Raw genomic sequence first — 25937 nt, 5'->3', positions numbered from 1 at the left:
TGAACCTAAACAAATCTTCTGTCCGGGACGGAAGATGAATGATTGTTATGCAGAATCTTTCTGTTTCAAAGCCAAAGCTCAGTATTGTGGAAATCATCAATATGAGCGTTGGCTTTTTTGGTATCCAGTTTGGCTGGGATTTGCAGCGTGCCAACATGGGACGTATTTACGAAAATCTTGGCGCCAACCCCGACGAAGTTCCCATCCTTTTTCTTGCGGCTCCGTTAACGGGTTTGCTGGTGCAGCCCATCATTGGTTATTTGAGCGATCATACCTGGCATCCGAAATGGGGGCGTCGTCGTCCTTATTTTATGATCGGTGCTATTTTAAGCTCTCTTGCATTAATCGCCATGCCGCACAGTAGTGCATTGTGGATGGCTGCCGGTTTGTTGTGGGTACTGGATGTATTTGGTAATGTATCCATGGAGCCCTTCCGTGCATTTGTAACAGATAAATTGCCCGATTCGCAGGTGAACCGTGGCTTTATCATGCAGAGTTTAATGATTGGTTTGGGCGGCAGCATCGCTTCTGCTTTGCCATGGATTATGCGGAATATTTTCAAACTGGAAAACACTGCTGCCATTGGTGGCATACCGCAAAATGTGCAATGGTCGTTTTATCTGGGTGCCTTCTTTTTCCTTGCATCCGTTTTGTACACCGTGTTTACTACACGTGAATATTCGCCCGAAGAGTTGGGCATCCAAAAAGATGAAGAAAAGAAAGGTGGTATTGCAACGGGGGTAAATGAAATTTTACATGCTTTGCGTAATATGCCGAAGCGGATGCAGATTGTTTCGCTGGTGCAGTTTTTCACATGGCCCGGTTTATTTTTAATGTGGTTTTATTATACAACTGCAGTAGCGGTAAATGTCTTTGGCGGAAAAGATGCAAGCGATCCTGTTTATGCAGAAGGTGCCGATTTCGGCAGCTTAACACTTTCGTACTACAGTGTTGTAACCTTTTTGTTTGCATTGGTGCTGCCGCTTATTGCCGATAAGTTAGGACGAAAACTTACACATTCACTTTGTTTACTGGCCGGTGCCATTGGTTTAATTAGTGTGGCATGGGTACAAAATAAATACCTGTTGTATGTAAGCATGACGGGTGTTGGTGTAGCATGGGCAAGTATTTTAAGCATGCCTTATGCTATGCTGAGTGGTTCGTTGCCCAAAGAAAAGGTGGGTATTTACATGGGCATCTTCAACTTCTTTATTGTATTGCCCGAAATTATTGCATCGCTTGGCTTTGGCTGGTTAATGCGTAATGTATTAAACAACGATCGATTGCTGGCAGTACAAATAGGTGGCGGATTGATGATATTGGCTGCAACGATCTGTTTCCTTTTTGTAAAGGAACAACGGCAACGGCTTTAGTTTGTAATTTCTTCTGTTGACTCTTTAAGATTTTCAATTATGCGGAAAAGATTGTTTCTTCTTCAGTTACTGTTAACAGCAGTAACTTTTTCGTTTGCACAAAACAGTTACGAACTCTATCCTTCCAACTGGTGGGTGGGTATGAAGTACAATAAAATTCAGTTGATGATACGTGGTAACGATGTGGGTAAGCATTCCGATTTTTCCATTCGTTATCCCGGTGTTACATTAACGAAAGTAAACCGTTTCAGCAACAGGAACTATGTTATTCTTGATATAACGATTGCGCCTGTTGCCAAGCCCGGCACGATTGGTATCCGTTCTAAAAATGCTGCAGGCAAGCAGTCGAATTTTGAATTCGACCTGGTGCCCCGTCGCAAAGGCAATGGTACAGCTTATGCAAACGGAGCAACTTCATCCGATCTGATGTATCTCATCATGCCCGACCGTTTCAGCAATGGCGATCCATCGAACGATCGTGTGCCGGGCATGCTCGATCAAACATTACGCAGAGATACCGTGTTCAATCGTCATGGTGGCGATTTAAAAGGAATACAAAATCATCTTGATTATTTCACCGATCTTGGTGTAACTGCATTGTGGTTGAATCCCATTATTGAAAACGATATGCCGGAGCGTACGGAACATGGTTATGCATTTACCAATCATTACAAAGTTGATCGCAGATTAGGAGGTAATGAAGCCTATCGCAACTTAATCAATGCTGCACATGCAAAAGGGATCAAGATCATCCAGGATGCAGTGTATAATCACGTAGGCATCGAACATATCTTGTTTAAAGATCAGCCCGACAGTACCTGGTTTCATCGCTGGCCAAAGTTCACACAAACCAATTATAAAGACCAGGCTTTGTTTGATCCTTATGCCGCCGCTATTGATAAAAAGATCATGAGCGATGGTTGGTTTGTACCTTCGATGCCTGATTGGGATCAAAGTAATCCGTTTGTACAAAACTTTTTAATACAGCATGCCATATGGACAGTAGAGCAATTTGGCATTGATGGATGGCGTATTGATACGTATGCGTACAACGATCTTGTATTTATGAACAAGTGCAACAAAGCGTTGTACGATGAGTATCCTCGCATCAGCATCTTTGGTGAAACATGGGTGCATGGTGTGCCCAATCAAAGTTTCTTTTGCGAGAACAAATACAATATTCCTTATAAGAGTAACCTACAGGCAACAACCGATTTTCAACTGTTGTTCTACGGTATTCAGCCTGCCTGTAACGATAAGTTTGGCTGGACAGATGGCGTGAACAAACTTTATACTACCGCTGCGCAGGATTATGTATACAAAGATCCGATGCGCCAGGTGATCTTTTTAGACAATCATGATCTTCCTCGTTTTTATTCTGTTGTGGGAGAAGATACTTCGAAATATAAAATGGCATTTGCATGGATGCTTACCTTCCGTGGTATTCCGCAAATGTATTATGGCAATGAAATTCTGATGACAGGATTCACATCGCCCAATGATGGTTATGTGCGCCAGGATTTTCCCGGTGGCTGGGAAGGAGATAAGGACAATAAGTTTACAGCTGCAGGACGCACAGAAAAAGAAAACAAAATTTTTAATTACATCAAACGTCTGGCTAATTTCCGCAAAACGTCATCGGCTATTAAAACCGGTAAGCTCATGCAGTTTTTACCGGCAGATGGTGTATATGTGTATTTCCGTTACGATGCGAAGCAAACGGTAATGTGTGTGATGAATACGAACGCAGAACCAAAAACAATTGATCTCACTCGTTTTACTGAACGTATCAAAGGCTTTAGTTCGGCTGTGGATGTAGCAGCGGGTGTGGAGTTCAAGCTGGAAAAAGAATTGCAGTTGATGCCTGTATCAAACCTTGTGTTGGAGTTGAAATAAAGTTTGCTGCTGTTTTGGAGAACAGTTGAATTATCTTTTCGTAGTTATGACGCATTATTTTATTGTGCCCGGTCTCGGCAACTCTGGTCCCGATCATTGGCAAACATACTTCGAACAAACGCTCAACAACTGTAAACGCATTGAGCAAACCGAATGGGATGCACCCGATTGCGGCGATTGGATTGCTAAAATTGATGCAGCTTTAAACGGTTACGATTTAGCTACAGTTGTACTCATTGGTCATAGTCTTGGCTGCACTGCAATTGCGCATTGGTTTGTGCAATTTGGTAAAACCATTAAAGGTGCTTTGTTGGTAGCGCCCAGCGATATTGAAAGTCCGGTGTATACCTTTCCTGCAACAGGCTTTACACCGATACCGCTGCGAAAATTTTCATTTAAAACAGTGGTTGTGGCAAGTAGAAATGATGAATGGGTATCTTTTCAACGGGCTGCATTTTTTGCAGAGCAATGGGGAAGCGAACTGGTTGATATTGGTGACGCCGGACACATTAATGCAGCTGCGGGTTTTGGTAAATGGGAGCAGGGAATTACTTTGTTGAATAGGTTTGAATAGATTATTTTAGTTGAAAACTAAACCTTAACCAAAATCAACTTCAACATGGAGAAACATGAATCTAATTACAACTTATTCGACTGGTGGAAAAAAGTAGTATTTAAAAACTACGCCAATTTCAGTGGCCGTGCCCGCAGAGCGGAGTACTGGAATTTTGTACTCGTGAATTTTATCATCTACATTCCTCTTTATGCTTTTTCTATTGGCGGCTTGTTAAACGACTCTGAGTCAGTAGGAATTTTAGGCATGGGGCTGTTTGGTTTGTTTGGCTTGGCAATGTTTATTCCAAGCCTTGCAGTTTTAGTTCGTCGTTTGCACGATTTAAACAAAAGCGGATGGTATATCCTGATCTATTTAATACCAATCGTCGGTCCAATCCTTATGCTGGTATGGTTATTTACTGATGGGAATCGTTTTGTAAATGATTATGGTGAGGATCCAAAAAATCCGGGTATGCCAGAACTGGAATTTACAGGACAATAAACGGAATTGTTGTATAAGTAAAAAGACAGAACAAGGTTCTGTCTTTTTTTATGTGTGGTTGTAGGCTATAGCAAACTTGCCCATAAAATTTTTGCCCCTTCTTTTCCCCAATCGCTCATGGCCTTACTCAAATCTTTTTCATACGTATTCCATGTTACGGTTTTTCCTTTTTGTTTTGGTGCAAGGGTTGTGGCTGCTGGTTCTTTTAATTCAACTTTTGTAGCAAACCAGGTCATTTGTAAACGGGGTACTGCAAGGCCCAGTATCATGCCGGGCAAGCCGCCAAAACTTTCAGGTCCGCTGCTAACTGTAATTTCATCTGTATAGAACGCAACAATATAAACGGAATCGCAAATGATGGTTACGGCTTTACGGCATTCAAAACCGGCAATGGTTCTTGTTTCGTTGGTTATGCGCCATTGATAATTGCGGATGCTGTCTTTTACAAGATAGGTTTGTTCAAAAATATCACGTTGCAACGAAATTTGCCCAAGGCGAACATCTTTTATTGTAACATCATTTTCACTTGGCTTACGTCCCCAAACATATTTACCTGCCGGATCTTCTTTCAGGAGTTTGTACATGCTTTTCTCTTCGTTAAATTCCATTACATACGTTTCGCTAACCATCTTGGGATAGTTTTTTTTCATTTCTGCAACCCAAATATTATCATCACTTTCTCCTTCAAAAAAAGCAAACTGGTTAGATCGTTTTTCAAATTCAATACGTCCGCTGCCAATAAATTTAACCTGTGCATGCAGTATACTGCAGCTAATGAATGCGAGAATAAAAAAAAGATATTTCATGTATATGTTTGAATAGGGTTTAAAATTCTGATGGTTTACCGTTTTTAGTAAAGTTCCAGGTAAACGTAAGCAGCCAGAAGCGGCGGATGTTCTGGAATGTGTTTTCAGAAATAAAGTTACTGCTGATGTTACGTTGTACTCCAAGATTTTGATTGAACAGATCGTTAACAGTGATCTTTGCTTCAAAGGCATCTGACTTTGTAAATGTGCGGCGCAGTGATGTTGTTACAAAGAAGATGTTCCGCTGGTTGGCAAATGTTTCGGTTTTCTGGTAGAGCGAAACATTGCTTTCCAGATCGAAATATAATTTCTGCTTTTTGAAACGCATCGATACGTAAGGGTAGGTGTTCATACTCCAGTACTTTATTTCACGGGATTTATTGATCGATGATTTTGAATAATTGTACGTAGGCTGCAAATTAACACTGAAGCTGATCCACTTGTCGCTCCAGCGACTGATGCCGAAACCAAAACCGGCTGAATAGTTGTCGCTGACATTCGTTTGATTGTTTACACGATTTACAAAGCGGCTGATATTAGAGTTGGTGCTGATGTTAAAATTGATTCCCTTGAAAATTTCGAAACCATACCTGCCCCACATATAGCCATTATAGTTACCGTTTACGTTGATGGTTTGATTAATGCGGCGGCCAATTGAATCGATAGCGCTTGCGTTGCTGATGGCGTTATTTACAAATGAAAAACTTGCATCTACATACAGGTTCTTACTCTTAATTATCTTATAATCATTCATGCTAAACGAAAAATTATGACGAAAAGCCTGTTTGAGTTTGTCGTTTCCAATTGTAATATTCAATGGGTCGTTATTGTCGATGATAGGATTAATTTGCTGCAGGGTAGGATTTTGTGTTGATCCATTGTAACGCAATGTTAAACTGCGTTGCTTTTTTGGTGCAAAACGGAAACTGGCTCTGGGCAACAAGTTTATAAAAGCTATGTTGCGGTTTGTGCCTTTGTTTAACTCATCCAGATTAAATTGGGTTCGGCCAAGAGCTGTACCAAATGAAGTAGTAATTTTTTTACCTGCAAAGCGAAATGAAACACCACCGGTATGATCGGTTGTTTTAAACAGAAAATGGTTACTTAAAGTATCTACAATTTCCGTGTACTTATCATTGCTTATAGGTTTTTCCAGTGTATTTCGTTTTGCGTCATTCTGGCTGAAGTTATTACGATATGTCAACTCAAGATTCCATTTTTTCGACAGTGGTTCTGTATACACCAAGCTGTTTTGGAATGTTTGTTGATTTTCGTTGTTCGTTTTCTTCTGATCGATATCCTGTTGGCGTAGGAACTGCCCGGCTTTGTCGTAAAAGTTATTTTCGGAAAACAGGAAGCCTTCTCCAACTCTTGCGTTGTTACTGAAGTTGCCGGTATAGCTGATAGTACGTCCTGCCTTTTTTAAACGCTTACGGAAACTTAATTCCGAAGTAAAGTCTTTGTTTTCACCAACAGTGGTTGTGGTGCGGTTGGTATTGTTAATCGGCAGATTGTCGTCTGTATAAGACTCTCCGGTATATTCGCTCATTTTGCTGTTGTTTACCAACGAACCACTTGCTTTAAACTTCAGCGTTGCACTGGAGTCAATTTGCCAATCGTAGTTTGCATTGAGCTTACTGCGCCGGCGGCTGCTGTTGAAAAATTCAGTGGTAGTGTTGCTGAAGCTTGAATCTTTATCCAGTAAAGTTTTCGTAAAGCTGCTGTTAAGTCCTTTCACCTGCTGGTCGTTAAATTGGTAGCTTCCGCTAAATGTATTTTTGTCTTTGTTCCATTTGTTTAAGTAAGAAATACCTCCGGTAGTTGAAGTAGGTAAACCTTGCCCGCTGCTGAAATCATCACCTCCAACCCACATCATCATGCCCCCATCATCGGTTATTTCCATGTTGGTATTACTGCTGCTGCCGAAGTTGCGTTGCTCGTTCCAGTTCAACCCTTCAAAGGTTGTGTTGTTGTGTGTAACGTAAGCCGCAATCTTCTGTTTTTTCTTAAAGGAGTTGATCATTGCTTTACCATTGCGGTACTTATCAAAATCGCTTCCTGCTTCAATTTTACCAAAGTAACCTTTCTTCTTATCTTCTTTCAACTCCAGGTTAATGGTTTTGGTTTTCTGTCCGTCATCAACACCGGTAAACTCTGCCTGCTCACTCTTCTTATCAAACACCTGTACTTTATCAACTACATCTGCACGCAGGTTTTGTGCCACCACAGCAGGATCGTCGCTGAAAAACTCTTCACCATCAACCAATATCTTTTCTACTTTCTGTCCCTGTGCTGTAATTTCTCCCTTAGCATTCACCTGCAGGCCTGGTAGTCGTTTCAACAATTCCTGTGCACTTGCGTTAGGCCCCACTTTAAAACTATCTGCTTTGTATTCTGTTGTATCGCCTTTGATTCTTATTGCTGCTACTTTTTGCTGAATGATGATTTCTTCCAGCAACTTGCTTCGTGGAATAATGGTGATGTTCTTTTGTACATCACTCCCCGCAGTAATTGTAAGTTCATCTACGTATTCAGCATAGCCCGGGTAGCTCACCATAAAAATGTAGGAGCCTGCTGTTAAATTGCTTAGTTCAAAACTGCCCTGTTCGTTTGTGCGGGTAAATTTGGAAAGGGTAGAATCCTTTGTGCGGATAAGACTTACCACAGCCATACTCAGCTTCTTACCTGAGCTCGTGTCTGTAATGCTGCCAGAAATTTTACCGGATTGACTAAAGGATTGCAATGCAATGAAGGTGCTGCAAATAAGCAGAAGTAGTTGTTTTGGTGACATCATGGTTTTAGTTGATGATGATAAGTGGTTGCGATATTAAAATGTTTTTCCTAGAGTTTTTCCTTGAAAGATGTTAAAGTGGTATATTTCCATACAAACGGCAATAGTTTTTTTATATATGTGTATTTGTTGCCGTTTTAAGATTGAACCAAACAAACTCAACAGATGCAAACTGCCGGCAAATACGAAGACTATCACTTTATAGATACTACGAAACCTGTTTGGAATTATTCCCGTTTTGAAGGCGATGATATAGCCAACTTTCAAAATGGTACGAATTATCGTTGCGATGAATTATTTGGTTCGCATGAAATGGAAGTGCTGGGCACCAAAGGATACTATTTTGCAGTATGGGCTCCCAATGCAACATTTGTTTCCGTGTTTGGTGACTTCAACAATTGGGACAAGCAAATACATGCACTTTATGTGCGACTCGATAATTCGGGTATATGGGAAGGCTTTATTCCTGAGTTGCCCAAAGGAGCATCCTATAAATATCACATACACGGTTATGCAGGTCAAAAGTTAGATAAGGGGGATCCTTATGCCAACTTCTGGGAAGTTCGTCCCAATACAGCCTCACGTACATGGGCACTCGATTACAGCTGGAAAGATGCAACGTGGATGGATAAACGAAAAGAGCATAACAAACTCGATGCACCGTGGAGTGTGTACGAAGTGCATTTGGCCAGCTGGATGCGTCCGGATAAATACAACGAAGAGTCCTATCATACTTACAGTTTCTTTAAAGAACACCTGGTGAGTTATGTGAAGGAGATGGGCTTTACGCATGTTGAGTTAATGCCCATTATGGAACATCCGTTCGATGGCAGCTGGGGTTACCAGGGGGCTGGTTATTTTGCACCAACATCCCGTTACGGAACACCGCAGGAGTTTATGGACTTGGTTGATGCGTTTCACAAAGAAGGTATTGGTGTAATTCTCGATTGGGTGCCATCGCATTTTCCATACGATGCACATGGCCTGTTTATGTTCGATGGCACACATACCTATGAGTATGCTGATATGCGCAAGGGCTATCATCCCGATTGGAACAGTTATATTTTCAATTATAAACGTGGCGAAGTAAAATCATTCCTCATCAGCAGTGCCATGCATTGGTTCCGCAAATATCATATTGATGGTATTCGTGTAGATGCGGTTTCATCCATGTTGAAGTTGAATTATTCCCGTACAGCAGGACAGTGGGAGCCAAACGAACATGGTGGTGATGGTAACCTGGAAGCTATCGCTTTCATCAAGGATTTGAACGAAACTATCTTCCGTGACTTTCCTGATGTGCAAACCATTGCCGAGGAAGCCACCGATTGGCCGGGTGTAAGCAAGCCCACTTTTGAAGATGGGTTGGGCTTTGGTATGAAGTGGATGATGGGCTGGATGCACGATACGCTCAAGTATTTTAAACAGGACCCGGTATATCGTCAATATCAGCAAGATCAGTTCACTTTCAGTATGATGTATTATTATGACGAGAATTTTATGTTACCTCTCAGTCATGATGAAGTAGTGCACGGTAAGAGCCCGATGTTGTACAAAATGCCGGGCGATGAGTGGCAGAAATTCGCCAACCTGCGTTTAATGTACAGCTATATGTTTACCCATCCGGGCGGCAAATTGCTGTTCATGGGTAACGAGTTTGGAGCCACCAGCGAGTGGAATTATAAGAGCGAGTTGCAGTGGGAGTTATTGCAATACGATTCGCACAGAGGTGTTCGGGAATGTGTAAAGGCCCTGGCGAATTTGCTGAAAGCAGAGCCGGCTTTGTACGAAAACCAGTTCAACCAGTTTGGGTTTGAATGGGTTGACCTGAATCACGGAGCTGAATCGGTAATGGCCTACAGGCGCAAAGGCAAAAATCCTGCAGAGGATATTGTGGTTGTTTTAAACATGACCCCGGTTGTGCGAAAAGACTGGAAACTGCATGTACAAGGGAAAGAAAGCTGGAAGGAAATCTTCAACAGCAATGATGCTAAATTCTGGGGAACAGGCGATACTTATAACCCGGATATACAGGTAAGGGTTGTAGATGGACAAGCAGGTTGGTACGAGCTCAATATCCATTTGCCATCGTTAGGGGCCGTTATTTTAAAGTAAACCCTTAAAAATGGGAAAAATGGCAGGGTTTATGCGAGTAGATTTACGCTTTGTAATACCTTTATTATGTCTAATTTTACACGAAATCCAAAAACCGTAAATCCATGAAAACCTGGTTAACACTAACAACCATCTTTCTCTTTTGCAGTATTTCCCTTTTTGCACAAAACAGAGATAGTTCAAATGCCGTGTTACAGCGTGCAATTACCGCTAAAAACGAACGTCGTATCCAGTTAGCCTTGAATCTTTTTGAGCAGGCAGTAAAATACGATACCACCAATGTTGAGGCATTAAAAGCAATGGGCGAGTATGGTATTGAAAGCCGCAACTACCGCCAGGCAGTTGATGCATTCACCCGTTGGAATCGTCTTGAGCCAAATAACGAATCAACTTTTCAACAATTAGCTACACTTTATTTTAATCTTGGTCGTCACCAGGATGCGTTGAACTTTACTGAAAAGTGGGAGAAGCTGCACAAGGATAAACCCATGCATTACATTGCCGGTATGTGCCAGTATTATCTGGAGAACTATCCGCAGGCAATTAATCGCTTAATGTATGCCATGGAAAAAGATACTGCTAATGCAGTGCTTTATTATACTATTGGCCGCAGCTATTTAGAAATGGAACGTTACAAGCAAGCCATTCCTTATTACCAGAAAGCAGCGAATGCCGATCAGAAAAATGCACGTTACGTTTTCGAAATGGCGATGGTTTATTATTCTATTCCTGACGATAAGAATGCCATTGCAATGTTTGAACTGGCTGCAGAAAGAGGCTGGCAAAAAAATGCAGATTATTACGAGAGCTTAGCTTATTGTTACATGAATCTCGGCGACTTTGCAAAGTCAACAGAAAACCTGCAGCTGTCGTTAGAAAAACGTCCGCACAGTTTAACCGTTCGCTATGCATTGGCAGAATCGTTATACAAAGGTGGCCGTTATAAAGATGCGATTGATAACTGGGATATGGTATTACAAGGCGATAATAAAAATGCAAGAGCGTTGTATATGATCGGTATGTCTTATCAGAAGATGGGACAAAAAGATAAAGGCATGGCGCTTTGCGATAAGGCGATTGAATTAGATCCATCGTTGAACAGCCTGAAGCAAAAGAAAATGGATATGGGCATGTAAACGTAAATGAACGCACTATAATAACGGGCCGCTGAACTTCAGCGGCCCGTTTGTATTTTACACATCTGTGGATAGATGAATGCCTGTTCAAACAAGCATTTTTTGGTATTTTTGCCGTTTATGGCAGAAGTAAAACAGGTGCGTGTTGCAATATTGGATATGTATGATGGCGTTGCCAACCAGGGCATGCGCTGTATACGTGAAATACTGAACAGCTTTGCCGACATCAATGTACTGGATTTGAGTTGGGATGAATTTGATGTACGTGGTAAGTGCCAGGTTCCTGATTTGTCTTACGACCTCTATATTTCTACCGGTGGTCCGGGCAGCCCTTTGGAAAGTGAAGGAACAGATTGGGAGAATACATTCTTCAACTGGATTGATTCAGTGAAGAAATGGAACGATAATCCGCTCAACAGCAAAAAGAAACCTGTATTCTTCATTTGTCATTCGTTTCAGTTAGCCTGTCGTTTCTTCAAAATCGGTAACGTGTGTGCCCGTAAATCAACAGCCTTTGGTGTTTTTCCTGTTCACATTATTGAAGGAGTAGAACAAGAGGTTGTATTCAGCGGATTGAAAGATCCGTTTTATGCTGTGGACAGCAGAGATTACCAGGTAATACAGCCCGATCATAAATATCTGAAACAGATCGGTGCTTCTTTGCTCTGTATTGAAAAGGAACGTCCGCATGTGCCGTTCGAACGTGCAATTATGGGCGTGCGTTTTAACCAACACATGATCGGCACACAGTTTCATCCCGAAGCGGATGCAATTGGCATGAGCATGTACCTGCAGAAAGAAGATAAAAAGAAAACGGTTATTGATAATCACGGGTTTGAAAAATGGAAGAGCATGATTGAGCATTTGGAAGATCCGGATAAAATTCTTTATACCTACTCACACATACTGCCGAACTTTTTACACAGTGCTGTTTTTGCTCAGCAAACAGTAGAAGTTTAAACACTTTCTTATGTAAATAAAATCAGATACTTTTAGAAGACAAAACATCTTCTATGGTTCCTGCAATACGCAAAGCATTCAACAATGCATTTACAGTTGAAAAGTATGAAGCCTTCTTAAAAGATCTGCATAGCCTTCACCCCGGCGATATTGAGTTTCGTGTAAGTGAAACGCCGGTATTTGTAGACAAGACGTTTGCGCAAAAGATGATCGATGCATGCGAACGTATTGTAGATGTTATTTGCGAACCTTCTTTTCTTTCGTTAACGGAACGTTCCATTCCTGCAGGAGAGAAAGTGCCGAATGAAAGCAAACATTCGCACATGATTGCGTTTGATTTTGGTGTTTGTCAAAACGAAGCCGGCGAGTTGGAGCCGCAGTTAATTGAAATGCAGGGTTTCCCAACTTTGTTTGGCTTCCAGGTATATTATCCCGAAGTTGTGCAGCGTCATTTCGATATTCCTTCCAATTACAGCCAGTTCTTAAATGGTTATACAAAGGAAACTTATATTGAGCTGTTGCGTAAACTCATCATTGGTTCGCATGCAACAGAAAATGTTATTCTGCTTGAAATAAAACCTGAAGAACAGAAAACACGCATTGATTTTTCCTGCACCAAAGATTACATTGGTATTGAAGCTGTTTGCTTAACCAAACTCATACAAGAAGGACGCAAGTTGTATTACATGAAAGACGGAGTGAAAACGGAAGTAAAACGAATTTACAACCGCATCATCTTTGATGACCTGAAAGCGAATAAAGAAAAGCTGGGAGATGTTGTTGATATTACACAGGATCTTGATGTGGAATGGTTGCCGCATCCCAACTGGTTCTATCGCATCAGCAAATTCACATTGCCGTTTATTGATCATCCTTATGTTCCGGAAACATTTTTCCTCAATGAAATAAAACAGCTGCCTGATGATTTGTCGAAATACGTATTAAAGCCGTTGTTTTCATTTGCCGGCCAAGGCGTAATCATTGATGTAACACAGGAAGACATTGATGCAATTGCTGATCCTGAAAATTTTATTCTGCAACGCAAAGTGCAGTATGCTGATGTTGTGGAGACACCCGATGGCCCGGCAAAAGTGGAGATTCGTATTATGTATGTATGGCCCGATGGCGATGAGCGTCCACATGCAGCCATTAATCTTGCACGCATGAGCAAAGGTAAAATGATTGGCGTGCGTTACAATAAAGACAAAACCTGGGTAGGAGGTAGTGTAGCGTTTGTTGAAAAATAAAAAAGGGGTACAATCTCTGTACCCCTTTTTTATTACAATGATTTTATTATTTCGTTTATACGCCACTTAAAAATTCCGCACCAATATAATCTACTACAGAAGGCAGGCTTTTTGTTTCTTCATATACTTTCAGCTGTCTGTCGGCACCGGTTCCTTTGTTCAACATTTCAGGAATATAGTTGATGGCAGCACGACAGCCTAATTCATCCACTACATCATCTACAAAGTCGAGTAGTTCATAAATGAGCGCACGTGTATTGGTTTCTTCTTCTTTACCAAAGTCAATCAGGTAGCCATCAATACCATAACGGCTCGCTCTCCATTTATTTTCATTGATGAGTGCACGTTGGTATTGAATGAAGTTCATGTTCTGGTTACGCAGCTTATACAGTTTAGCAGTAATAGCCTGGAACAAACCTGTAATAGCAATGGTTTCCATCACCGTCATCGGTACATCACAAATACGAAATTCAATAGTGTTAAAGAATGGATGCACACGCAGATCCCACCAGATCTTCTTTGCATTATCAATACAGTTTGTTTTAATCAGCAATGCTACATAGTTTTCGTATGCTTCAATACTGTCGAAAGATTCGGGAATGCCTGTACGAGGAAACTTGTCAAACACTTTTGTGCGGAACGATTTGTATCCCGTCATTCTTCCTTCCCAAAAAGGAGAGTTGGTGCTGAGAGCATACACATGCGGCAGAAAATAGCGTGCACTGTTGGCTAAATGAATCGCCATCTTCCTGTTTTCCATTCCTACATGTACATGTAAACCAAAAATGAGATTACTTCTTGCAGCTTCCTGTAATTCGTTTACGATCTGGTTGTAGCGTACATGATCGGTAATTAACTGATCCTGCCAATGACTGAACGGATGGGTACCGCTTGCACCTACAGCTAAACCAAGATTACCTGCAATACCTTGTATTGTTTTGCGCAGTAACGAAACATCTTTGTATGCATCTTCAATGTTGTGGCAAATGTCTGTTCCAACTTCTACCACAGCCTGGTGCATTTCTGCTTTTACTTTATCCTTAATCACTTTTTGCCCTTCGCTTACAATTTTTTGTTCATGGCTTTTAAGTTCCCTTGTTACGGGATCGTACACCATGTACTCTTCTTCTACGCCGATTGTAAACTGTTTATAATTGATGTTCGCCATTCTTTATCGCTTATCGTTATTAATACAAGGGTTGTTTATTCGCACTACGTTTTACATATTCGCCCCAGGTTAAATTATCTTCTCCTTCTTTGTGTTCAAGTGCCCGTTCAATAGCATAGCTGGCTGCAGCTTCAACCACCCAATCAAAATTTTCCTGGCCAACACTTGCCAGGTCTGCATCGGGGGCAGGGTTGCAAAAGTCAATTGCATACGGCACACCATCACGCAAAGCAAGTTCAACGGTATTAAAATCGTAACCAAGATAATTGTTAATACGCAGTACAATATCCGTCATCATCTGCAGCTTTTCAGCCGATGGTTGAAAGTCGGCCACATAACGTAAATGATGCGGATTGCGTGGTTCGTAACTCATAATGCGTACATGCTTACGACCTATGCAATAACAACGGTAATATTCTTCAAATACAATTTCTTCCTGCAGTAGCATTACCAGCTGACCTGTTTCGGCATGCTTATCAAAAAAGTCTGCAGCATTATTCAGTTTGTATACATTCTTCCAGCCACCACCTGCAAATGGTTTCATGTATGCAGGAAAACCAATGTAGTTGAACATGCCTTCCCAATCCATCGGGTATGCAAGATTGCTGAACGATGCATCGCTGGTATCATCGGGGCGTTCTTTCGACGGAAGGATCACCGTTTTCGGAACAGGCACATTGATCTTAGTTGCAAGGCAGTTATTAAAAAACTTATCATCGGCACTCCACCAAAACGGATTATTAATAACAGCAGTACCCGTAATGGCTTCGTTCTTTAAATACGCACGGTAATGCGGCACATCCTGCGAAATGCGATCGACAATAACAGCATAACCATTATTAACGCCCTGCTTTACCTTATCAATGCGAACAGGTTCGGCCATAATACCGGCTATGTTTTTACTGTTAATACGTTCAACAAATGCAGTGGGGAAAGAGCGTTCTTTTCCGTGTAAGATGCCGATCTTTTTCATACTTTTTTATTTAATGTAGGTGATGTGTGTACAAGGCTTTGCAAAGCGTTTGTTCACTGCATTAATATAGCACACAATTCTGTAACATCGGGTAATGATGAAAAATATTTTAATGCATTTCCTTATTTTTGGCGTTTATGCTTAATACGAAATTAATGCAGGTGGTGTTTGAATCTGAGCAGCTGTTATCGGAATACCTGGAACGGGAAGTAACGGTTGATTTTTATTTGCCGTCTCCCGTTGTTGACTCTACTGAAATTAGTTTACTGCTTATTAACGACGGGCAGGACTTGCTGAAGATGCCCTTTACAGAGATACTTGAAAACTTATACGAGCAACAAAAGATGCAACCGCTGCTTTGTGTAGGTATTCATTGTGGCCCAGATCGTAAAATGGAATACGGTATTGCAAGCCAGGCCGATTACCTGGGGCGTGGTGCAAAAGCCGGTTTGTATACGAAGTTTGTGTTTAATGAACTACTGCCTTATCTCCGTAAAAAGTATAACGTTCCCCAGTTTAAAGAAAAGGCGTATGCCGGTTTTTCGCTTGGGGGATTAATGGCATTGGATATTGTTTGGAACCATGCACATGAGTTTACTAAAGTGGGCGTGTTCTCCGGCTCGTTGTGGTGGCGGCAAAAAGGATATGATGATGGTTATACAGATGAAGCAGACCGCATCATGCACAACCAGGTACGTGCGGGTAAAGCATCGCCGTGGCTGAAATTCTTTTTTCAAACAGGTTTGTTAGATGAAAAATCTGATCGCAACAACAATGGTGTTATCGATTCAATTGATGATGCACTGGACTTAATGATGGAACTGAAGCGCAAGGGCTATCCTGCAGAATCAATCAAATATCTTGAGCTGGAAGATGGGACACACGATGTGCCAACATGGACTAAGGCATTTCCCGTTTTTTTAGAGTGGGGATGGGGAAAATAAAAAACTGTTTATAACAAAAAAGGTTGCCAATATTGGCAACCTTTTTTGTTATAGTGATTTGCGTTCTTATTAGAACAACAAACGTACACCAAAGTTCATTCTCCATGTATTAGCAACGGTAATGTTGCTGATATATGTATTTTTTGGTAACGCACCATTAACAAGGTTCATTTGGTAAGTAGCTGCAGTAGTTGCTGTTGGAGCAGAAGCTACACGTAAAATAGCACCATTGTTGTAATTGGTACGCTTGGTTACACCCCAGTCGTTATTAAGCAGGTTGGTAAAGTTTTCAACTTCCCAACTTAACTGAACACCATAGTTCTTATGCTTACTCAGCGGTAAGATATCCTGTAACAAGCGGAAGTCGAGGTTACTGAACCAAGGTTGTTTTGCACCATTTCTTTCAGCAAATTGTCCTTTGCGCTTTTTGAGATATTTATCCTGGTTGATGTAAGCAAAGAATGCATCGCTTTGCTGTTGTGCACTGAAAGCACCATTGGCAACGAATGTAATTTCAGATGGATCTTTTGGAATGTAGATCAGATCGTTTGTAGATAAACCATCCTGATTATAATCGTTCGAGTAAATGTAACTGAAACGGCCTTGCTCATATCCTAAGTATACCAATGTAAATGTTGTACTTAAGAATTTGTTCCAGTTTGCTTTATACGAAGCATATGCAACGATGCGGTTTGGAGTTGCGTAATCGCTGTATGAAAGATCGAGGTTGTTGTTACCTCTTAAGCTTTGCACATTGCTCCATGAACTAGCCGCCTGAGAACCAGGGTTGCCAGTTACATCCATAGCAACAGTTCCGGTGTATGCTACAGAGAAATCCCAGTTTTTGTTGAAACGTTTTGCCAACTGTACAGTAAAGATACCTGCTGCACCTTTGCTAGTGTTTGTTAAAACAATAGCCTCTGAAATTCCGGAATTGTGTCTTCTTGTTGCATTTGAATTTCCGAATAAAGGACGACCACCCGGGCCAAATGTTGTACCAATTGGCTGACGTTGATTGGCGTTGTATTGCAATAATGCGTTGATGTCTTTGTTAAAAATGGCTTCAACAGTTAAAGTCCAGTCGTCACCAAATTTTTTATCTGCCGCTAAACTTGTTCTGAATACCTGAGGCATTTTAAAGTTGGGATCAACAATAGCAAGGCTGCTTGGCAATGGAGGATTACCTGCACTGCTTGGGAAGCTGCCAACGTATGCAAATGGATCAGGATTGAACAGGAAGTTGTTCAGATTGTAGGTAGGGTTGCCGGGTAACACTTCGTAAGGTACAACTGAAGTACCGCTGTTGCTTGGCTGGTTGGTAAACCATACGAATGGAAAACGACCAGTGAATATACCTGTACCACCACGTATAATTAAGTTCTTGTCTCCTGCAACATCCCAGTTAAAGCCAACACGAGGACTAAAATAAGTACGCTCTTTTGGCCATTTGCTAACATCCATTTTGAAAGGTTGGTTGTCCAAATTGTAAAAAGTAAGAGCCTGAATTGAACTGTTACCTAACAAGTTGTTCTGGAATAAAGGACGATCTGCACGTAAACCAACCGTTAATTTAAATCTATCGTTAAACTTGATTTCATCCTGTGCATACAAACTTGCCTGACCAAACTTCAATTCTACAAAAGGAGTTCTGCCTTGTACAGGGAACGTAATTGCAAATGCGCTGGGCGCAGTATTGTTAAAGAAATCAGCTAACGAATTGTAACGATAGTAGCTGGTTCCATAACGCAGGAAGTAGTTTTGCACATAAATATTTTCATATGCGGCACCTGCAGTAATGGTATGCTTACCGGTTGTGTAAGTCACGTTGTCGTTAAAGGTTAACGTGTTGTTTACAACATCATTGTTCCAGGAGAACAATTCGTAACCTGCGCTAATATAGTTGAAGCCGCCTTCCCATATATCGATGAAAGGAAAAGGAGTAGACTTTGAACTTCTTTTAGGATCGTTTGCTTTAGTATAAGTAGCAATAAACTGATTTGACAGTTTTGTATTGAAGTTGCTTTTTACCTCAAATGCATACGACTCAAGCTTGTTTGTGTTAGCATAGTTTGAATTTTCAAAACTCATACTGTTAACACTCCAACGGTTGGTAGAACTGCGTGGGTTAGGTGCACTGTTACCATTCAATAACTGATCATCATCTGTTTTTGAGAAGTTATAACGGAATGAAGCTGTATGCTTGTTATTGATAATCCAGTCTAAACGTCCAAGTACTTTTTGATTCTTGGTTTGGAAGTTACCAAGATTTTCGTAAGGACCTGTTTCGTAGCCGTATTTCGATTTCAAATATGCACTTACAGAATCAAGAGCCGTTGCACGAACACGTGTAGTGTTGGCATCAGCAGTAACACCTGGTCTGCTTGCTTTCCAAACAACACCTGGTACGCTTACTTCAACCTGCTCAACGTTTACAAAGAAGAATAATTTATTTTTGATGATCGGGCCACCGATTTGAGCACCCAAAGTTTTCGATCTTGATTGAGTTACAGTTGGGATTTTCTGACCTACTGCTCTTCTTCCGAGGAAATCCTGATCACGGTAAAAGCCGTAAACGCTTCCCTTAAAAGTATTGGTACCTTTTTTAGTAGTAGCGTTGATACCTGCACCGGTAAAGTTTGCCTGGCGAACATCAAACGGGCTCACGTTTACAGAAATTTCATCGATCGCATCAATTGAAATTGGCTGAATAGCACCGCCTGGAAGTGGATTGCTGGAAAGACCAAAGTTATTGTTGAAGCTGGCACCGTCGATCTGGATATTATTATAACGACCATCACGACCACCAAAAGAGTTACCTCCACCTGCTTGCGGCGTTAATGTCGCAACGTTTGAAATGTTACGGTTGATGTTTGGTAAACTGTTGATAGTACGTTGGTTGAAGTTTGCACCTGTTCCCGTTTTAATTGTGCGGGATCCTTTACTGCCGGTTACAACAATTGTTTCCAGTGTGCTGCTTGAAGAACGTGCTGTAAAATCAAGCGTTTCGGTTGTGCCGAGCTGAAGAATCACATCCGTTTTGTCGGCGATTGTAAATCCTACGAAAGTTACAGAAACAACGTACGGACCACCTGCATCAAGGTTGGGGATTGAAAAACGACCATTCTTGTCTGTTTTTGACAGCTTAACTGAGCCGTTTTGAGTATTGGTTACTCTAACAGTTGCCCCTTCAAGTAAATTTCCATTTTCATCTTTTACAACACCCGCAATATTAGCGGTTGTTACCTGCGAATAGGCTGCAAGAGCCAGAAACAGGGAGATAACTCCCAAAAGCAGTTTTTTGATTTTTAGCATACTTTATAGTTTTACGTGTGCAAATAAACGACAAACTTCCCTTCGAGAAGTAAAGAAATATTAACATTTCGTAAAGAATGACAAGGAGTTAAACCCTGTTGCTGCAAGGAGTTTAAACTCTTTTTTAATATGTGATCTTTCCTGCGTTTTCCCGCCTTGTTTTCAACTAACTTTGCGGCCAAAAAGTAAACGCATGCTGGATTCTATAGAAAGTGCTATCGAGGATATCAAACAAGGTAAAATAGTGATCGTGGTGGATGACGAGGACCGTGAAAATGAAGGCGATTTTATTGTGGCTGCCCGTCATGCTACTCCTGAGGTGATCAATTTTATGGCAAAAGAAGGTCGTGGTCTTATCTGTGCAGCGCTTACCGATGACCGTTGTAAAGAACTGAGCCTGGAGCCAATGGTTTCATCTAACACCTCTTTACACGAAACGGCTTTTACCATCTCAGTCGACTTAATCGGCCAGGGAACTTCTACCGGTATTTCGGCCCAGGATCGCTCAAAAACAATTCTTGCTCTCATCAACCCCGATACAAAACCGGAAGATCTGGCCCGTCCGGGACATATTTTTCCGTTACGTGCAAAACCAGGCGGTGTACTCCGCCGTACAGGCCATACCGAAGCCGCAATTGATTTGCCAAGACTGGCAGGCCTTGAACCAGCCGGTGTACTGGTTGAGATAATGAATGAAGACGGAACCATGGCTCGCTTACCCCAGCTGGAAGTGTTGGCGCAGAAGCTGGGTGTAAAGATCATTTCTATTAAAGACCTGATTGAATACCGTTTAAAAACCGATTCGCTGATTGAAGAAATAGTGCGGGTAGACATGCCTACAGCTTACGGTAAGTTTCAGCTGGCAGCATTTAAGGAAAAAGAAACGGGCCAGGAACATCTTGCATTAATTAAAGGAGCATGGGAAAAAGATGAACCGGTATTGGTGCGTGTGCATTCTTCTTGTTTTACAGGCGATATTTTAGGTTCGCTGCGCTGCGATTGTGGCGAACAGCTCCACGGTGCCATGCAAATGGTAGAGAAAGAAGGGAAAGGTGTTGTTTTGTATATGAACCAGGAGGGAAGAGGGATTGGTCTCTTTAACAAATTGAAAGCGTACAAACTGCAGGAAGAAGGAATGGATACTGTAGAAGCCAACCTGCATCTTGGATTACCAATGGATGCAAGAGATTACGGCGTTGGTGCTCAGATACTGCGTACACTGAATGTTTGCAACATAAAACTCATCAGCAATAATCCTAAAAAACGTGCAGGCCTGCTGGGGTATGGATTGAAGATTGTGGATACTGTACCTATCCAGATTGCACCAAACAAGTACAATCAAAAATACCTCGAAACAAAAAGAGATAAACTCGGCCACGAAATATTGAAGTAAGTTTTTTTATTCAAATTCCCTTACATACGAGAAGCTGATACCTGTGCGGTTGGCTGCACGCCACTGAACATCGTATACGCTTCGGTAAAAGCCGATGATACGGAGTTTGCCATCGGGCGAAAGCAACCATTCCAACGTAAAGTCGGGGGTTAACTGGTTGGTTTGCGTTGTGGTGGCCTGGCCTGTGTTTACCAATAAAGAGCCACCGGCTTTTAATATCAGTCTTCCGTTTAACATGGTTTTTGTTACACCAAAACTTCCGGTGCCGTTAAAGCCCACACCTTGTGCCTGTAAACCTGAAACAAGCAAAGGATTAAAACTTACATACGGATCGAGGTTGAGTTTGTTAATACCCGGAATATTTTTTAATGCAATACCCAAACCCGATTCGATTTGCTGCGCAATAAATTCGGAAATAGTACCTGCGGCACTGCTCAACACACCCGTTCCAATATTTGCTGCGGAGTTGGAAGAGTTTGCGCTGGTAGACAAAAACTGATTAAACAAAAGCACAGAGAAAACTTGGTTGTTTAACTCATTTGTATTCGCATACATTCTGTCGAAACCGGCTTTTGTAACAGGATTATTTCTGCAAGGATGATTTTGCGGCAGCTCAAATTTGAAATTAATGATAGGGTTAGAAAGTGTACCGGAAAGATTACTGATAAGCGTTATCGGACTTCGTTCATTTGAACTACAGCCTTGCGCCAAATCCTGCGGTAGTGCAATATTTGGCGTAATGTATTTTGCATCGATATTGATATTGGCATTGTAAGGGTCTCCATTCCACTCGACACTTCCGTTATCGATGAGGAATTGTTTCTTGAATACTTTTTGCCAGTTAAAGGTGTACTTACCGTTGGTAATATTATAACGACCAGCCATGGTTGTTCCTTCAAATGTACTGGTACGAATGTTGAGATTACCATAACCTTGTCCCTGGATGATATCATTGGTTACTTCATCCAATATCAGATCCACTTTTGCGAGTGGGTTGGCAGTAATATCCAAATCAACCAACATGTTCGATGTTTTCTTAATCTGCGATTCCACTTTCATTTCTTTACCATACTTGCGGAACACAATGAAATCGGCTGTGCCGGTTACCCTCGAATCGGAAGTAGGTAAGTAGATATGTGAACTGTCTGTTGGTTCGCCCTGGAACCGCAGTACAAGATTGTCAACATCCCCATTTACAGTACCACTTGCATTGGCAATTACCTTTCCGTAGAAAAGATTGTTGTCTTTTTTAGTGGTGTTGAGTACAAGCAATCCTCTGCGTGGATCGTTAGCACGAAACGACATGCGGAAACTCATACTGTCGAAGAACTGATGGTAGAGTTTGCCGGAAAAAGTTGCAGCCCGGTTGGTTGTATCGGTTAATGCAATGCTGCCGAAATCGATTTCTCCTTTGCGGAAAGCAATTTCGGTGCCTTCTTTCATGTTGTAACGAACTTTTGTATAATCGAGCACAAATGATGCGTTGCTGAGTTTTACGTTGCCGATTAAATCGGGTTTAACGGCATTTCCCTGCACAAGAATTTTACCATTAGCCACACCTCGCATATCCGTCATTATAATCGACAGGTATTTTTCAAGGATACTCAGCTTTAAATTCTTTGCATCAATCACCTGGTTTATCTGTGGATTTTTTGGGTCTTTGATGTTGATCTTTCCTTCGCTGAAGAAATCGTAGAGTGGATTATCGGATATGATCTTTGTATTGATCTCACCCGATTGGCTATTGTAATTACCCGAAAGTTTTACAGTACCGATTGAATCGTTGTTAAAGCGGAATCGCTCTGCATCAAGGTCTGCTTCAACCTGGAATTTTCCAAGTGGGTTCAGAATATCAACACGGCCTGTTACTTGTCCTTCCAGGCGTGGGTCTTTTAATACATACGGCATAAAGTCGCCAATCTGTACTTTGTTCAGCTCTACTACAAAATCTTCATTCGTTCCTGTTTCGGAGAACTTGGTGTATGCAAGGATTGATTCGTTGCCCGAGTTTAAACGTATTTGTTCGGAGTGAATCATGTTTTTACCAATAAACAAATCACTCTTGTCTTCAATGGTCCAAACCTTATCGTTTACTACAAGTGTTGAAGGTTGAAATACAATTTCAACACCTTCTTTGGATGTTTTGATTTTTGCATTAAGGTCTGCATCCTTTAATGTTTGTGTAGCTCTTGTACGGATGTTGACCGAACCTGTATCGTTTGCTGCGATTAATGAGAACGTTGTTTTTGGTAAGCTGAGGCTGTCGTTAAAGGCAACCTCGTTGATGGCGCCTTGCAGGTTCAAGCGTTTATAATCGCCGTTTGCAATAATAGAAGAGTAGTTAAATGCGATGTTATTGTATTGAAAGGCCGGTACATTTGTTTGCACATTAAACGTATTCTGATTCGTACTGATGCGACCTTTAACAGTGCTGTTATCAAAACCTTTTACCGGTATGTTCAACAAATCAATATAGGCAGCAATATTGCGGGTAGTTACTTCAAATGTGAAATCCTGGTTCTTTGCCTGTTTTTTGGGTGCTGCTATATACGATGGAAAATAAGTGTGCAAAAACGAGAGGGTAGCGTTGGGCAGATCAAGAATATTAAAATCACCGGCAATACTTACATCTGCTTCATTGCTGCTGGCGGTTAATCGTTTCTTTCCATCAATAATGATTGATGACAGCGAAAGATAATCAAACGAAAGTTGTGTAGTATCGTTGGTTAAAACTGCATTGCGTAAATCGGCAGTGCCTAAAAAATCGTCGATATTACGTCCTTTGAAATCAAGATCAACGTATGATTTCAGGCGCAGGTCTGCTTTCGTTAAGCCCAGCTTTTTGAAATTAATATGGTATACATCGCCGGTTACTTTGTACACTGGCGTGTCTTTACTAAAGTTTACAAGACCCGTGAGGTTTACACGGAGGTTACTGTCATTAACTACAAATGCGCCATCGAACTTTTCTTTCTCGTAAATGCCTTTTGCTGTAATGTTCTTGTAGGTATAGCCGTTCAAATAAATGGAACGTACATTACCATCCACTTCAGCAAAAAGTGTTTTGGGGTTAAAGCCTTTTCCTTTTACAGAACCGTTCATGGCAATGCTTCCCAATAAATCATCTTTTATAAAGGTGCCCAGAGCAAAACCGTCTGTTTTTATTTTACCGGAATAGATGGGGTCGGAACCTTTTGGCAGTTTCAGGTTAATATCGGTTACCAATGTACCAAGGTTGGTATGGATGGTTCCATAAGTAACAAAATCGTTAAAGAAACCAGTGTACGACCCGTTGAAATTGAGGTAGCTGATTTTTGAAATTGCAGGGTAGGTTATTTCTCTCAACGGTGGATAAATTGCTGCAGCATCTGCATACGAGGTTCGGAGTGTATTCGCTTTCAAATCGAGGAATGTGCCGTTAATATCGGGCAACCCATCCATGGTAAAGCTGCCATCAAACTCTGTTTGTTTGAGTGTTGTAATAACAATATCATTTCCTTTTAAGTGATCAACTGTTCCCCGTACTCTTCCCTTAATATTTATTTTATCGTTCCAGTCTTTTAAAACGGGAGCGAAGAAGGCTATATCATCGCTGTGCAGTTCACTGTTTTCAAACACACCTTCCATACGCACATGCGTAATAAACTCACTCATGTCGTGTTCAAACTGGGTGTAGCGCATTGCAAAAAAATTGCTGAGGCGGCTTTTATTGGTTTCGGCCAGCAGATTGCTGAACTCCATGCCCTGCGGATGAAACAAAAAATCTGCTTTGAGCTGTTTCACTTCGAAGCCGCTGCGTTCTTTTGTTGACAGCTGAATATTGGCTGTTAGCGAATCGCCAACAAATTGCAGGTTCTTGAAACGGCCGTTTATTTTTCTGAACTCGATATGTGCGCCATCGAAGTAATCGTAAGCAGCTCTTTCTGTTGCTACATCGTGTTTAAATATGCCGTTGCTGATCTGGATATCGTTTGCCGTAAGCTTCCATCCATCTTCATTCCAATGAATGGGGATGGTATCGTTGAGGTGATAGTCGCTATCGGGTTTGCGTTGCCGTTTGGGTCGCAGCCCGTCGTAACTGCTGAGGTTGAAAAATGGTGATTCTATGACTACGTTATCAGCCTGGATGATTTTTTTATTAAGATCAAACTGGTTAAAGTTGACGAGTAGGTAACCGAGTTTGCCCGACATCGTTTGCCCACGCCAATCGTCCCGTTGGATGAGTTCGATATTCCGGAGCTCAACTTTTTTAAGCCGCAGATCGGTCTGCGATTGCGATTTTTTACCGGTGCTTGGTGAAGAGAAGTAATCGATGAGGAACTGGTAATTCCATACACTGTCTTTTCTGTAAGCATACAATTTCGTTTGTTCAAGACCGATATATTGCAGCTCAATTCGTTCTTTCAGGAAAAACCAATCGGTAATGTTTACTTTCAGTTTACCGATATTTGCCAGTGTATCTTTATTGCGGTCTTTTACCAGTACACCTTCTATCAATACTTTATTAAAGAGCGAAAGATTAACATGTTTAACACTTACTTCTGTTTTCAACTCACCGGAAAGCCAGTTGGCGGCCTTATGTGTTAACCAGTTTTGTACTACACTTGTTTGAATAAGCAACCACGCCGCTATCAGCAGAAGCAATAAAACGAGAACAATGCGGGATAGTATTTTAGCGATTTTTCGTACCAAGGTATCTGTGCTGTAAAAATAACCATTCGGCCTGTTACGGCAAATTCAATACCACAATTAACAAAACAAAATCA

The 25937-nt window shown here is 41.4% G+C and carries 16 protein-coding genes; 10 read left to right on the top strand and 6 right to left on the bottom strand.

What is annotated here, in order from left to right; translation table 11 throughout:
- The first annotated feature begins 47 nt into the window (after positions 1 to 47).
- From IQ13_RS04345 to IQ13_RS04330, 4 genes are read left to right on the top strand one after another with little or no spacing between them, the layout of a single operon-like run.
- The gene (locus IQ13_RS04345; protein ID WP_144884821.1) at positions 48 to 1373 is read left to right on the top strand and encodes an MFS transporter; all 1326 of its coding nucleotides are present in this window, start codon (positions 48 to 50) and stop codon (positions 1371 to 1373) included.
- Between the two features lie 39 nt (positions 1374 to 1412).
- Entirely contained in the window at positions 1413 to 3269 is a 1857-nt protein-coding gene (locus IQ13_RS04340; RefSeq protein ID WP_144884820.1) for a glycoside hydrolase family 13 protein, read from the top strand.
- 46 nt (positions 3270 to 3315) lie between these two features.
- On the top strand, positions 3316 to 3843 hold the full coding sequence (locus IQ13_RS04335) for an RBBP9/YdeN family alpha/beta hydrolase (protein WP_144884819.1): 528 nt from the start codon (positions 3316 to 3318) through the stop codon (positions 3841 to 3843).
- 45 nt (positions 3844 to 3888) lie between these two features.
- Positions 3889 to 4326 (top strand): DUF805 domain-containing protein, encoded by a 438-nt coding sequence (locus IQ13_RS04330; protein ID WP_144884818.1) that lies wholly within the window; start codon positions 3889 to 3891, stop codon positions 4324 to 4326.
- Between the two features lie 65 nt (positions 4327 to 4391).
- On the opposite strand, the gene IQ13_RS04325 is transcribed toward IQ13_RS04330, so the two are convergent.
- Positions 4392 to 5132, bottom strand: a complete 741-nt coding sequence (locus tag IQ13_RS04325) for a GLPGLI family protein (RefSeq protein WP_144884817.1) — start codon at positions 5130 to 5132, stop codon at positions 4392 to 4394.
- A 19-nt stretch (positions 5133 to 5151) separates the two neighbouring features.
- Positions 5152 to 7926, bottom strand: a complete 2775-nt coding sequence (locus IQ13_RS04320) for a TonB-dependent receptor (protein WP_144884816.1) — start codon at positions 7924 to 7926, stop codon at positions 5152 to 5154.
- Positions 7927 to 8088: 162 nt separating this feature from the next.
- On the opposite strand from IQ13_RS04320, the gene glgB reads away from it, so the two are divergent.
- The 4 genes from glgB (at position 8089) to IQ13_RS04300 (ending at position 13381) form a co-directional block, all read left to right on the top strand.
- A complete protein-coding gene (gene glgB, locus IQ13_RS04315; RefSeq protein WP_144884815.1) occupies positions 8089 to 10038 on the top strand; it encodes a 1,4-alpha-glucan branching protein GlgB in 1950 nt (649 codons plus the stop codon).
- Positions 10039 to 10142: 104 nt separating this feature from the next.
- Entirely contained in the window at positions 10143 to 11174 is a 1032-nt protein-coding gene (locus IQ13_RS04310) for a tetratricopeptide repeat protein (RefSeq protein WP_144884814.1), read from the top strand.
- A 120-nt stretch (positions 11175 to 11294) separates the two neighbouring features.
- Complete coding sequence (locus IQ13_RS04305) at positions 11295 to 12134, top strand: type 1 glutamine amidotransferase (protein ID WP_144884813.1); 840 nt, start codon at positions 11295 to 11297, stop codon at positions 12132 to 12134.
- Positions 12135 to 12187: 53 nt separating this feature from the next.
- A complete protein-coding gene (locus IQ13_RS04300) occupies positions 12188 to 13381 on the top strand; it encodes a circularly permuted type 2 ATP-grasp protein (RefSeq protein WP_144884812.1) in 1194 nt (397 codons plus the stop codon).
- Between the two features lie 55 nt (positions 13382 to 13436).
- Here IQ13_RS04300 and IQ13_RS04295 read toward each other — a convergent pair whose 3' ends face one another.
- Complete coding sequence (locus tag IQ13_RS04295; protein ID WP_144884811.1) at positions 13437 to 14549, bottom strand: carboxylate-amine ligase; 1113 nt, start codon at positions 14547 to 14549, stop codon at positions 13437 to 13439.
- A gap of 19 nt (positions 14550 to 14568) precedes the next feature.
- Complete coding sequence (locus IQ13_RS04290; protein WP_144884810.1) at positions 14569 to 15522, bottom strand: ATP-grasp domain-containing protein; 954 nt, start codon at positions 15520 to 15522, stop codon at positions 14569 to 14571.
- A 137-nt stretch (positions 15523 to 15659) separates the two neighbouring features.
- Here IQ13_RS04290 and IQ13_RS04285 point away from each other — a divergent pair, with 137 nt between their 5' ends.
- Positions 15660 to 16466, top strand: a complete 807-nt coding sequence (locus IQ13_RS04285; protein WP_144884809.1) for an alpha/beta hydrolase — start codon at positions 15660 to 15662, stop codon at positions 16464 to 16466.
- Between the two features lie 69 nt (positions 16467 to 16535).
- Here IQ13_RS04285 and IQ13_RS04280 read toward each other — a convergent pair whose 3' ends face one another.
- Complete coding sequence (locus tag IQ13_RS04280) at positions 16536 to 19778, bottom strand: TonB-dependent receptor (protein WP_144884808.1); 3243 nt, start codon at positions 19776 to 19778, stop codon at positions 16536 to 16538.
- Positions 19779 to 19971: 193 nt separating this feature from the next.
- On the opposite strand from IQ13_RS04280, the gene IQ13_RS04275 reads away from it, so the two are divergent.
- Positions 19972 to 21171 carry a bifunctional 3,4-dihydroxy-2-butanone-4-phosphate synthase/GTP cyclohydrolase II gene (locus IQ13_RS04275; RefSeq protein ID WP_144884807.1) on the top strand — a complete coding sequence of 400 codons (1200 nt, stop codon included), beginning with the start codon at positions 19972 to 19974 and terminating at the stop codon, positions 21169 to 21171.
- 6 nt (positions 21172 to 21177) lie between these two features.
- Here IQ13_RS04275 and IQ13_RS04270 read toward each other — a convergent pair whose 3' ends face one another.
- Positions 21178 to 25863 carry a translocation/assembly module TamB domain-containing protein gene (locus IQ13_RS04270; protein WP_144884806.1) on the bottom strand — a complete coding sequence of 1562 codons (4686 nt, stop codon included), beginning with the start codon at positions 25861 to 25863 and terminating at the stop codon, positions 21178 to 21180.
- Positions 25864 to 25937: the final 74 nt, after the last annotated feature.

Origin of the sequence: Lacibacter cauensis, assembly GCF_007830055.1 — a bacterium.
GTDB classification, from domain to species: domain Bacteria; phylum Bacteroidota; class Bacteroidia; order Chitinophagales; family Chitinophagaceae; genus Lacibacter; species Lacibacter cauensis.
Note: the sequence above shows the minus strand (reverse complement) of the source record. Positions and strands in the feature narration are given on the sequence as shown.